10 protein-coding genes are annotated in these 13,015 nt (G+C 38.3%); all 10 read left to right on the plus strand.

The window, feature by feature from the left end; translation table 11 throughout:
* Positions 1-182 precede the first annotated feature (182 nt).
* A complete protein-coding gene (locus tag BLS22_RS02735; RefSeq protein ID WP_090549976.1) occupies positions 183-1,565 on the plus strand; it encodes an aldehyde dehydrogenase family protein in 1,383 nt (460 codons plus the stop codon).
* A gap of 43 nt (positions 1,566-1,608) precedes the next feature.
* Entirely contained in the window at positions 1,609-2,985 is a 1,377-nt protein-coding gene (gene gabT, locus BLS22_RS02740) for a 4-aminobutyrate--2-oxoglutarate transaminase (RefSeq protein ID WP_090549979.1), read from the plus strand.
* A 374-nt stretch (positions 2,986-3,359) separates the two neighbouring features.
* Positions 3,360-5,153, plus strand: a complete 1,794-nt coding sequence (locus BLS22_RS02745; RefSeq protein ID WP_090549982.1) for a sigma 54-interacting transcriptional regulator — start codon at positions 3,360-3,362, stop codon at positions 5,151-5,153.
* A 358-nt stretch (positions 5,154-5,511) separates the two neighbouring features.
* A complete protein-coding gene (locus BLS22_RS02750) occupies positions 5,512-6,771 on the plus strand; it encodes a saccharopine dehydrogenase family protein (RefSeq protein ID WP_090549987.1) in 1,260 nt (419 codons plus the stop codon).
* Positions 6,772-6,847: 76 nt separating this feature from the next.
* On the plus strand, positions 6,848-7,243 hold the full coding sequence (locus BLS22_RS02755) for a 4Fe-4S dicluster domain-containing protein (RefSeq protein ID WP_090549990.1): 396 nt from the start codon (positions 6,848-6,850) through the stop codon (positions 7,241-7,243).
* 2 nt (positions 7,244-7,245) lie between these two features.
* The gene (locus tag BLS22_RS02760; RefSeq protein WP_090549993.1) at positions 7,246-9,042 is read left to right on the plus strand and encodes an aldehyde ferredoxin oxidoreductase family protein; all 1,797 of its coding nucleotides are present in this window, start codon (positions 7,246-7,248) and stop codon (positions 9,040-9,042) included.
* A gap of 9 nt (positions 9,043-9,051) precedes the next feature.
* On the plus strand, positions 9,052-9,282 hold the full coding sequence (locus tag BLS22_RS02765; protein ID WP_090549996.1) for a MoaD/ThiS family protein: 231 nt from the start codon (positions 9,052-9,054) through the stop codon (positions 9,280-9,282).
* Positions 9,283-9,406: 124 nt separating this feature from the next.
* Complete coding sequence (locus BLS22_RS02770) at positions 9,407-11,029, plus strand: sodium:solute symporter family transporter (protein WP_176762022.1); 1,623 nt, start codon at positions 9,407-9,409, stop codon at positions 11,027-11,029.
* A gap of 109 nt (positions 11,030-11,138) precedes the next feature.
* Positions 11,139-12,032, plus strand: coding sequence for an agmatinase (gene speB, locus BLS22_RS02775; RefSeq protein ID WP_090550003.1), 894 nt, complete (start codon positions 11,139-11,141; stop codon positions 12,030-12,032).
* Between the two features lie 113 nt (positions 12,033-12,145).
* The gene (gene speE / locus BLS22_RS02780; protein WP_090550006.1) at positions 12,146-12,982 is read left to right on the plus strand and encodes a polyamine aminopropyltransferase; all 837 of its coding nucleotides are present in this window, start codon (positions 12,146-12,148) and stop codon (positions 12,980-12,982) included.
* The last annotated feature ends 33 nt before the right edge of the window (positions 12,983-13,015 follow it).

A 13,015-nucleotide genomic window follows, 5' to 3' on the forward strand; every position in this document is an offset into this window, starting at 1 on the left:
AAATAAAATCATCTATACATAATTTTAGAATTTCAACAAAGAAGAAAAAATCACACCAAAATTTAACAAAAATTTCTAAATAAATAAAAAATTTAAACAATTTGGCATAGCTTTTGCTTTAAATAACAATATACAAATATGCAATGAATTAAAAATCTATATTGGAGGGGGAGGGATTTAAATTGGAAACACTGGCAATTTTAGAACCAAAGGAATACATAGGGACATTGGTAGAAAAAGCAAGAATTGCCCAAGGGGAATTCGAAAAATTTACCCAAGAAGAGGTAGATGAAGTTGTAAGGGAAATGGGAAAAGTTATTTATGATAATGCAGTAGAGCTGGCCAAAATGGCAGTAGAGGAAACGAGAATGGGAATCTTTGAAGATAAAGTCAAAAAAAATCAAGGGAAATCCAAAACCATATGGAATAGTCTCAAGGGAAAAAAATCCGTTGGCATTATTGATAGGAATGAAGAAACAGGGATTGTAAAGGTAGCCAAGCCAGTGGGGGTGGTAGCCTCTGTAACACCAACCACTAATCCTATTGTTACCCCGATGTGTAACGCAATGTTTGCCCTCAAGGGAAGAAATGCCATCATCATTGCCCCTCATCCCAGAGCAAAAAAATGCAGCAGCTATACAGTAGAATTAATGAATAAGGCCATAGCTAAATATAGGGTGCCAGAAAATCTCATACAAATTATAGAAGAACCATCTATAGATTTGACCAATGAGCTAATGAAGGCAGCAGACGTAGTGGTGGCCACCGGTGGCATGGGAATGGTACAGGCAGCCTATAGCAGTGGTAAACCCGCCTATGGTGTAGGAGCCGGTAACGTACAATGCATTGTTGATAGAGATGTAGATATCCAAGAGGTAGTACCAAAGATTATTACGGGAAGAACCTTCGACAATGGTATCATCTGTTCAGGAGAACAAACAGTTATTGCTCCAGAGGAAGCTTATGATAAAATTATGGAGGAATTTATAAAAAATGGTGGATATTTTGTAAAGACTCCTCAGGAAAAAGAAGCCTTTAGAAAAGCTCTATTTGTTGATGGGGTGATTAGTAAGGATGTAGTAGGTCAATCCCCTCAACAAATAGCTAAATTAGCAGGTATTACTATACCGCAAGATACAAAAGTCATTTTAATCGAAGCTGATGGCATTGGAGAAGAAGATGTATTATGTAAAGAAAAGATGTGCCCAGTATTGGCTACCTTTAAATATAAAGATTTTAAAGATGCAGTAACAATAGCTCAGACCAACCTAGAGGTGGAAGGTAAGGGTCACAGCTGTGCCATTCACTCCAACAACAAAGAAAATATTGAATACGCTGGAGAAAAATTGACCATCAGTAGATTAGTTGTCAATCAACCAAGCTCCACCAGTGCTGGGGGTAGCCTCTATAACGGCTTTGCACCTACCACTACCTTAGGCTGTGGTACATGGGGGAATAATAGCATTTCAGAAAACCTTAATTATACCCATTTAATCAATGTATCCCAGATCGGTTATTTTATCTCTGATAGACAAGTACCTACAGATGAAGAAATTTGGAAATAAAAAATAAAAATATAAAAGAAAAAACAAAGGGGGTTAATCATCAATGGAAACATTAAGAGAACCTAAAATCATTACAGAACTACCAGGACCTAAATCACAGGAATTATTAAAAGTTCGAGAAGAAAACGTACCAACAGGGGTTTCCAATAGCGTTCCCGTTTATGTAAAACGGGGAGAGGGAGCATTGTTTGAAGATGTAGACGGAAACGTATTTTTAGACTTTGCCGGTGGTATTGGTGTATTAAACATAGGGTATAGTCATCCGGAAGTGGTTGAAGCTGTAAAAGAACAAAGTGAAAAATTTTTCCATACCAGTATCAATGTAGTTCTATATGAACAATATCCTAGGTTGGCGGAAAAACTTAATCATCTTATACCAGGAGACTTTAGAAAGAAAACTATGTTGGTCAACAGTGGAGCAGAAGCAGTAGAAAATGCCATTAAACTTGCAAGAAAATACACAAAGAGAACAGAGATTATTGCCTTTACAGGAGCTTTCCACGGTAGAACCCTATTAACCATGACTTTAACCAGCAAAATTAAACCCTATAAATGGGAATTTGGTCCCTTTGCCCCAGGAGTGCATCGCATGACTTTCCCCTATTGTTATAGATGTCCCCATGGGTTAGAAAGGGAAACCTGTAACCTCCACTGTGGAAAACAATTTGAATCCTTCTTCCTAGAAACTGTTGACCCGGAAGACGTAGCTGCCATAATTTTAGAACCAATGCAGGGAGAAGGTGGATTTGTCCTGCCACCAGATGAATACATAAAAACCTTAAGAAAAATCTGTGATCAATACGGCATATTATTAATTGCAGATGAAGTACAAAGTTCCTACGGCAGAACAGGAAGAATGTTTGCCACAGAATATTGGGCAGAGTTAGGGGTATACCCAGATATCGTTACAACAGCCAAATCTATAGCAGGAGGTCTGCCTATTAGTACTGTTACCGCCAGAGCAGAAATCATGGAAGCATCCCATATAGGAGGAATTGGTGGAACCTATGGAGGCAATCCCCTAGCAGCGGCGGCAGCTCTGAAGGTCATAGAAGTTATGGAGAGGGACTGTATAGCTGAAAAATCCCTCCGCATCGGAGAAATATGTATGAATCGCTTTGAGGAAATGAAGGAGAAGTATGAGATAATAGGGGACATTCGAGGTCGTGGCTCAATGGTGGCCCTAGAGCTAGTAAAGAACAGGGAGACAAAGGAAGCTGCTAAGGATGAAACTAGTAAAGTAGTACAGGAGTGCTGGAGGAATGGTTTAGTTGTTCTGTCGGCAGGGGCTAGGGGAAATGTATTACGATTCCTTATGCCATTGGTGATTACAGAACACCAGCTTAATATAGGCATAGATATTTTAGAAAAGGCTATTGCAACTGTCAATAATCAACTGTTTGCTAATCAAGAAGCCTAAGTAGATGCCCGAAATCTTTGATTTCGTGGCAGTCACTTATACAGGGTGCATCTTTGATTTAGTGGCAGTCACTTGTACAGAGTGAAAAAATAAAGATATGGGGATATCTTCTCCATATCTTTATTTAACTAAAATATGTAAAAAATTGAAAAAAATAGAGGAATGAAAGGGATTTCTGTTGAAGTAATTAAACACATAATATTCGGACATTTAATTATTAGATGTATTGCTAATCCCCCTGCTTTTATGGGAAGAAACTAAGGCACCAACAGAAAATCATAAACTTTAGCCATTTGCTTTTAGTCATCTTCTTATACAAGGGGAGGACCAGCATTACATGAAGCATCATTTTATTTTTAAAAAGGGTGATATTTATGGGGAGTTTAAAGAGAATAGCAGATAGTGTTCAACAGGTGGCAGAGGCTATCTCGCTGGCTGTAGGAATCGAAACAGAAATCGTAGACAATGAATTAACAATTGTGGGGGGTACTAATCGCTATAGAGAGCGGCTAGGTGAAAAAGAGGAATCTGGAAAGTTATCAGGGGACTATCTTTATGGAAGGATGTTGAGACAAGGAGAAACTGTTGTTGTAGAAGATGCTAGAAGGGATATAAACTATGATTATTCTACTACAATAGGAGCTACCGAGGAATTGGCAGAAATTTGCACTCCTATTAAAGCCGATGAAAAAATCATTGGTATCATTGGTCTTGTAGCTTTTACAAAGGAGCAACAACAGCAGCTTTTAAAAAATAAAGATAGCATGATTTTATTTGTAGAACGTATGGCAGATCTATTGGCATCAAAAGCGTTGGAAAATGAAGTTTTTGATAGAGTGAAAACCATACAAAATGAAATTATGACTATTTTGGAAACAATTCATGAAGGTATGTTGTCGATTGATGGAAAAGGATATATTAATTATTGTAATTCCAATGCGGAGATATTGTTAAAAACAATTAGAGAGGAAATCATAGGTAGACATATTTCTCATTTCATGCCAAACTCCCCGGCCTTAAAGGTTTTAGAGACGGGGGAAGGTTATACAGAGCATGAAGAAATGTATAAAAATAGTGAAAATTCTTTTCATTTTATTGTAACAGCAAAGGCCATCTTAGGCAAATCTAAGCCCCGGGGTGTGGTTATTTCCTTTAGGGATATTGTGGAGGCAAGAAAGCTGATTTACAATATGAGTGAGATGAGTATGAGCTATACCTTTGATGATATTATAGGGGATAGCGATAGTATCACTAGAATAAAAACCCAAGCCCATCAAGTTGCAAGAGGTTATTCTACTGTATTGATTACTGGAGAAAGTGGTACTGGCAAAGAGTTATTTTCTAGGGCTATACATTATTCTAGTCCTAGAAAAAAAGGACCATTTATTACAGTAAACTGTGGTGCTATTCCAGAGACCCTATTGGAAAGTGAATTATTTGGCTATGAAAGAGGGGCTTTTACCGGAGCTAAGGAAAAAGGGAAGGTAGGAAAATTTGAATTAGCAGATGGAGGAACCATTTTTCTAGATGAGATAGGGGATATGCCCCTTCATCTTCAGGTGAAACTGCTACATGTTTTACAAAACAGAAGGTTTGAAAGGGTGGGTGGCAATAAAACCATCTTAATAGATGTTCGAGTGATTGCTGCTACCAATAAAAATCTTGAAGAAATGATTCATCAAAAAAAATTCAGAGAAGATTTATATTATAGACTAAGTGTTATTCCTTTAAAAATCCCATCCTTAAGAGAGCGGGGGGAGGATATTCTCCTTCTAAAGGATTACTTCCTTAAAAAATACAATGCGTTTTTAAATAAAAGAATAAAGGGTTTTTCTAGACAGGTGGAGGAGTTATACCTTGCCTATGATTGGCCTGGTAATGTAAGGGAGCTAGAAAATGCTGTGGAATATGGTGTGAATATGACCCTTGAGGAGGAGATTCAACTGGAGGCAGTTCCTCCTAGAATAAAGAAATTATACAGTTTTTCTGATGCAAAATCTTCTAGTATATCTTTACAGGATCAAGTCAAAAGATTTGAAAAGGAGATTTTTATTAAAAAGCTCACAGAAAAAGGAAGTAGTCAGAATGGGAAACTAGAAATAGCTGAAGAACTAGGAATTAGTAGAGCCACCCTGTATAGAAAGCTGGCAGAATACAATTTATCTTAATATTAAGAATTATCGATATTTTGTCTCGCCATTGAGAAAAAGGTTATAAAGTATAGTTCAAATTATAAGGGATTCCTGCTGTATCAAAACTGAGAAAAATATTTTCAGAAAATATAAAACATTTAGCTAATTAGCTGATTTTAGGACAATGTCATTTTGGTACGATTCTTGCAGAAAAATATACTATAACCAAATAAATGATGAAGGGAGGAGAATATCTTCCATATAAACCATGAAGGGAGGAGAATATTTTCGATGCTTATAGAGATTTACCTTGGGACTTTACATAGCTAACCTATACATTTACAAATAATCTATTAAATGGGATTTATATAAAAATTAAATGGAGGGATTAGTTATGAAGGTTTTACTTATTGGTGTTGGCGGTGTTGGAGAAGCAATAGCAAGTATTAGTAAAGATAGGGATTGGCTTGAAAAAATGGTTTTAGCAGATTACAACTTAAAAAGGGCTGAAGAAGTACAGAAAAAGCTGGGGGATGAAAATAAATTTCCCATCGAACAGGTTGATGCTAGCAATAAAGAGGAAATCGTTACCCTTGCTAAGAAGCATAAGTGTGATTTAATCATGAATGGTTGCGACCCATCCTTTAATGAAAGCATTTTTGACGCAGCCTATGAAGCAGGATGCAATTATATGGATATGGCAATGACTCTATCCAAGCCCCATCCAGAAGAACCCTACAGCAAATCCTATATTAAGCTAGGAGATTATCAGTTTGAAAGAGCAAAGCAGTGGGAAGATAAAGGAATAACAGCTATCGTAGGTTCCGGTGTGGAGCCAGGTATGGCAGATGTTTTTGCGAGATATGGAGCAGATTATTTATTTGACGAACTTGAAGAAATAGGCATAAAGGATGGAAATAACTTTGTGGCTGAGGGTTATTCAGTACCCTTTGGATTTTCCATATGGACAACCATTGAAGAATGTTTAAATCCTCCTGTTATTTGGGAGAGGGACAAGGGCTGGTACACAACAGAACCCTTCTCAGAACCAGAAATTTTTGAATTGCCAGAAGGTATTGGACCAGTAGAGTTAGTCAATGTAGAACATGAAGAAGTATTGTTGGTTCCAAGATATATAGATAAAGGCTTAAAGAGGGTTACATTTAAATTCGGTCTTGGTAATGACTTTATTACTATGTTGAAGAATCTTAGGGAGTTAGGTCTTCATCGGAAAGATAAAGTTAAAGTTGGAGATGTATATGTTTCTCCACGGGATGTGGTGGCAGCAACAGCTCCTAATCCAGCTTATCTAGGTCCTAGATTGACAGGTAAGACCTGTGCAGGAACCTGGATCAAAGGTAAAAAGGATGGTAAGGAACGACAAGTCTACCTCTATCAAGTAGCTGATAACCAAGAGTGTATGAAGACCTTTGGAAGTCAAGCTGTTGTAGCGCAAACTGCTTTTCCACCAGTTATTATGATGGAGCTATTGGCCGAGGGTATATGGTCTGGCAAAGGTGTATTTGGACCAGAGGCCTTTGATGCGGTTCCTTTTATGGAAAGAATGGAAGAATATAAATTCCCGTATGGCATGACAGAAATGGAATCCGAGTATAAAAGTATGCTGGAGGAAGTAGCAGCTACAAAAGAATAATCTAAGCCACAGCCTCTTTGGATAGGGGAAAGGGGCTGTGGAAGTAGAATATTACTAGGATAAGGGGGGAAGATTTATGGCGCTAAAATTTATTTCTGATAAGTGCATTGGATGCAAGCTATGTCATTTAGCCTGCTCTGGTGCTCATGAAGATGTGTTCAATCCAGGGCTGGCAAGACTATCGGTGGAGTCTTATTATCAAGACAAAAACCTACAGATTGATGGTAATGTCTGTACCCTTTGTGGGGAGTGTGTGGATGTCTGTCCAACCTCTGCAATAGAGTTAAAAGAAGGAAGGCTACATTACTCTCTAGAGGATTGTATTAACTGTGGGGTATGTGTCAGTGCATGTCCTGAAGAAGTAATCCTTCAGAAGGATGAAGGTGTAGGGATATGTGATCTTTGTGAAGGATCACCCTGGTGTGTAAAATCCTGTCCCCATGGGGCATTAGTATATGAGGAGGTGAAGTAGTAATGTTAGGATATCAAAATAAAGTATTGAGAATTTTTTTAGATAAAAATAATATTCGTGTTGCTACAGAGCCTTTGAATATGGAATGGGCAAGACAATACATAGGGGGTAAGGGTTTAGGTATTAAATATCTATATGAAGAATTAAAGCCTGGAACCGATCCATTGTCATCAGAAAACAAATTAATCCTCATGACAGCCCCTTTAACTGGAACAACTGTACCCTGCTCTGGGAAATTGGCTATTATCTCCCGTTCTCCAGCTACTGGCACAATTTTAGATTGTTCTATAGGGGGACATATAGCATCTGAAATCAAATTTGCTGGATATGATGCCGTTATTTTTGAAGGAGCATTAGATGTACCTAGCTATATTTATATAGAAGATGATAAAGTTCGTCTCCTTCCTGCAGATGAATTATGGGGAAAGGGTTCCCATGATACAGAAGCTGCTTTGCTCCAAAAGTATGGCAGGGATCATAAAATATTAAGCATTGGTCCTGCTGGAGAAAATTTGGTTTCTATGGCCTGTATCAATTCTGACTATTATAGACAGGCTGGCCGTGGAGGAATTGGTGCTGTAATGGGAAGTAAAAAAATCAAGGCTATTGTAGTAAAGGGTAGTGGTAGTGTAAAGGTAGCCAATATGAAGGAAACCTTAGCCACAATCAACAGCATTATGAGGGACAATACTTTAACTGACGATAACCTATGGGCCTATACCGATGGAACGGCTATGTTGGTGGAGATGTCCCATACTACAGGAATATTGCCTACCCATAATTTCCAAGACGGTACCTTTGAAGGCTATAAAGGCATTGATTCTGAAGCAATGAAGGGCGCTAGAAGTGGTAAAAAAGGCTGTGGAAGCTGTGCCCTTGGCTGTGGTAATTTTACAAAGATAGGCAATGCTTTAGTAGAAGGACCTGAGTATGAAACATTAGCCCTATGTGGTTCCAACTGTGGCATTGGAGATCTAGAAGCCGTAGTTAAATTTAATCAGCTATGTGACGATATGGGTATAGATACCATCAGTGCTGGAAATACTTTGGCCTTTGCTATGGAATTAACTGAGAAGGGACTAAAGGATTTTGGTCTTAAATTTGGAGACGTAGAGGCTTATCTTAGCATTCCAGAGATGATAGCTAAAAAAGAAGGTATTGGAGCTGAATTGGCTTTAGGAACAAAGGAATTAGGAAAACGGTATGGTGGTAGTGATTTTGCTATGCAGGTCAAGGGCCTAGAGTTTCCTGGATATGAACCTAGAGGTGCTTGGGGAATGGGCTTAGCCTATGCTACTTCTGATAGAGGAGCCTGTCACATGCGGGCTTGGCCTGTGGCTCAAGAAGCCTACGGAGATGTAGATGCCTTTACTGAAGAAGGTAAAGCAGCCATGGTCATAGAGTTACAAAATTATAATGCTGTAAAGTTCTCTTCTATTCTCTGTGATTTTTGGGCACTAGATCTAGAAGTTTTAAGTCAAGTGTTAAATGCTGTTACGGGGGAATCCTTTGCAGTAGAGGAATTAGATAAAATTGGGGAAAGGGTAGTCAACATAGGCAGACTATTTAATCAAAGAGAGGGCTTTAGTAGCAAGGATGATATACTACCTAATAGAATATTTAAGGATGCGCTAAAATCAGGGGCTACAGCGGGCAAAAAGATACCTAAGGAAAGCTTTGACAAAATGTTGTTACAATACTATAATGAGCGGGGATGGAGTCAAGAGGGTATCATTGGTGAAGAAAAAATACAGGAATTACAGCTTATGGATTTAAAGGAAGCTACTGCAGAAGACTAAGGTGATTTGATGAAAATAAAAGTTACGTTAAAAGGACCTTTAAGTAAGTACTTTGATGGCGTGAAGGAAAAACAAATTATTTTACCTTCAGATGCTACAGTAAAGGAGGTACTAGAAAGTATTAACCTCCCTAAAGAATATGTAAGCATCGTAGCTATAAACGGTAGTAAGGTACCATTAGATTACAGACTTAAAGTCACCGATGAGATTACCATCTATCCTCCTGTATCAGGAGGATAGAAAATCCTCTCTAGCAGTAGAGGATAACAGGATAAAAGAAGAGACAAATACATATCAGAATATTCTGTTTAATTACTACGATAATAGAGGGAAGGTTGTGTTAATTAATAAAGGGGGGGAATTTATGGAAGCTTCAGTAGTTGGTGTATTTGCATCAGCAAAATGGATTTTGATGATTATGTTGGTGTATATTGGTGTGATACTATTTTTAGGATTTAAGTATGCAGGAAAAATTGAGGAGTCGGATGATTTAGTGTTAGCTGGAAGAGGGTTGACATTACCCTTCTTAGTACCATCCATTGTAGCAACATGGATATGTGCAGGAGCCATGATGGGGGCTGCAGGCGAGGCTTATATAGGAGGATTTCAAGCCGTAGTATTTGACCCCTTTGCAGCTGTATTGATGATGTTCTTAATCGCTATATTCTTTGCCTATCGTTTAAGAAAAGCTGGGTATACAACAGTTGTAGATTTCTTCGATGATAAGTTTGGCAAAAAAATGGGGATGCTGTATCTTATCGTTCAAGTTTTATCGGCTGTAGGCTGGCTAGGAGGACAATTGGTGGCGTTAGGCTACATTGTATTCTTGACCACTGGCTTTAGTATGAATCTAGCCATAGTTATTGGGGCTATTACCATGATTGTGGTAACCTATTTTGGTGGACTTATGGCTTTATCTAGAGTAGATGCCATTAGTGTACTTTTAATGATTGTAGGTTTATTTATTATGCTAGCTGTTGTTATGGGTCACGTAGGAGGATTTAGTGAATTTGTTGCCACTGCAGATAACTGGCTGGAGGTTCCTACCTTTGCTATTACACCAGTGTCTGCTGATAGAGGCGGATATTTATGGTATACTGGTATTTTAGGTATTACCTACTATATTTCAGCTTGGGCTGCCCTAGGTCTAGGAGATATACCTAGCCAAGTAATTCTCCAAAGAGCCTTGGCAGCTAAGGATGAAAAAACAGCCACTAAAGGCTTTATGGTCAGTGGATTTGTTTACTTGACATTAGGGTTAATTCCGGTATTAATAGGGATTGCCATGTACACATGGGGATTAGAGCTACCATTGGGTCAAGCAGAGATGGTGTTACCTTGGGTAGCAGATAATTTCCTACCACCATGGGCAGCTGTATTATTTGTTGTATCCCTAACGGCAACAATTGTCAGTACAGTTGGGAATACCGCGTTAATATGCTCCACCATGATTGGCCACAACTTATATAAACATTTCCGACCTAATGCCACAACCCAGGATGAGTTAAGAATGATTCGAATTGCTATTCCTATTGTAACTGCTGTTGCATTGGCTATAGCGCTATATTTTGAAACAGTTTATAAGCTCATTATATTTTCGGGTTCATTGCAGCTATGTACTGTATTTGCAGCCTTTGCATTTGGTATGTTCTGGAAAAAAGCCAATACAAAGGGAGCTGTTGCATCCTTCTTTGCAGGAGCCATATCTTGGGTGATATTCTTCTTTATAGTATTCCCCTTTACAAAGGTTGCCAATTTTGAAGAGGAAATTATTGAAGCAGGCTTGTATATGGATTGGGCCATCTGGGATGGGTTATACATATCCATGGTGCCGGCAGCCATTGTATCTATCATCGTAATGTATGTAGTTTCTAAGCAAACCCAAATTTCTGATCCACCAAGACCATTAATTAATGCCAAGGGAGAATTAATGGATGACAAATTCTTCTTCTGGTCCAAGGATAAGCCAACTGAAGAAGTGAAATAAATTTAAACCAGAAAAGCTTCGCCACCCTTTCTATAATTAGGAGGGTGGCGAAATTTTGGAATCAATAATTGGGTATACTAACTAAAAATAAAGGAGGGTGAAATAATTTATGAAATATAGATTACCTTGGGGAGAGCTCTATACAGAAAAGCTTGATGAAGCAGATGTAGTCATTTTAGGAATCCCCTTTGATAGCGCTGTAAGTAATAGAAAAGGTGCAGCAGAGGCCCCGGATAAACTCAGGGAGCTTTCAAGGATTTTACCACCTGTAACAGAAGAGGGATTATTATTAAAGGACTTCAAGGTTTATGACCATGAAAATGTAGAAATTTCATTGGATTGGCAAAAATACTTCAAAAACGTGGAGGAGGAAGCTTTAGGGCTATTCAACAGTGGGAAGTTCTGTATTTTTATAGGTGGAGATCATGCCGTAACGATACCATTGGAAACTGCTTTTTCAAAGGCCTTTAAAGAAGAAAAAATAGGGATTATTCATTTTGATTCCCACCCTGATATTATTAATATCTATGATGATCATCCTTGGTCCCACGCCTGCACCCAAAGGAGAGCTTTGGAGTTAGATAATATTAAGCCTGAAGGTCTTACCTTTATAGGGTTGAGATCCTTTATGGAGGAGGAATTGGAGTACTTTGAAAAGCATCCGGAGATTAAAATTATAACTGCTAGAGAGGTATATCGCAAGGGTACAGACTATGTCCTAGATACAATAAAAGAAAAATATAAGGAGTATACAAAGCTATATATTACTTTAGATATAGATGTTCTAGATCCAGCCTTTGCTCCAGGCACTGGAACACCAGAAGCAGGTGGTCTTACCACAAGAGAGTTGATAGAGCTGGTTCGGGAGATGGTGGAAGTCCTACCGGTGGCTGCTGTTGACATAGTGGAGGTGTCTCCTCCCTTGGATTCTTCTGACATCACCAGCTGGGCAGCATTAAAGGTTTTATATGAAGTTTTTGGTGGGGTTTATAGAAAAAGATAGGAATAAGATAGGGGGAAGAATATTTTTTTAAAATAAGTAGCATATTATATACAGCTTATGGTATAATTTATCTGCTTTAAAGAAAATTAGGATAACAAGAAGGAGGAAGAACAGTGCCATTTATTTTAAGTGAATATCATTCCCCAGGTCTTTCTGTGAATTGGACAGCTAATAAGGTATTATTCCACAAACAATCAGACTTCCAGGAAGTAGCCATAGTAGAATTAGAAGAGATGGGAAGAGCATTAGTGTTGGATGGTTATGTTCAAGTAACTGTTGAGGATGAATTTGTTTACAATGAAATGATTACCCATGTACCACTATTTACCCATCCTAAGCCTGAGAAGGTTTTAATTATTGGTGGTGGCGATGGAGGCTCTGCTAGGGAGGCAGCAAAGCATCCTAGTGTAACCCAAGTAGACCTGTGTGAAATTGATCCAATGGTTATAGAGGCTTGTAGAGAGCATTTACCAGAAATGAGTGTTTCCTACAATCATCCTAAAGTAAATGTTATTACAAAAGACGGTGTGAAGTTCATAAAAGACCATCCAAATACATACGATGTAATCATCATAGATTCCTCAGATCCTATAGGACCTGCTGTAGATTTGTTTGGGAAGGATTTTTATAGCAATGTACATAAAGCATTGAAGGAGGATGGTATATTTGCATGTCAAAGTGAGTCCCTCTTCTACCATCAAGATTTAATAAAGGATGTTCATGAGATGCTTAAGGGACTTTTCCCAATAGCAAGACTATATACTGCCACCACCCCAACTTATCCAGGATTCCTTTGGGCCTATTCTATGGGGTCTAAAAAGTATGATCCCTTCGATAGAATGGATGTTAAAAAGCCTGAGATAGAAGCAAGATACTATAATCATGATATTTATAAAGGTTGCTTTGCGCTACCAACATTTATTAAGGAAACATTAGGTTTGAAAAAATAGAAGATAAACACAAACAGGAGAAGCTAGATCACA

This window comes from Natronincola ferrireducens, assembly GCF_900100845.1.
Taxonomy (GTDB): Bacteria; Bacillota; Clostridia; order Peptostreptococcales; family Natronincolaceae; genus Natronincola_B; species Natronincola_B ferrireducens.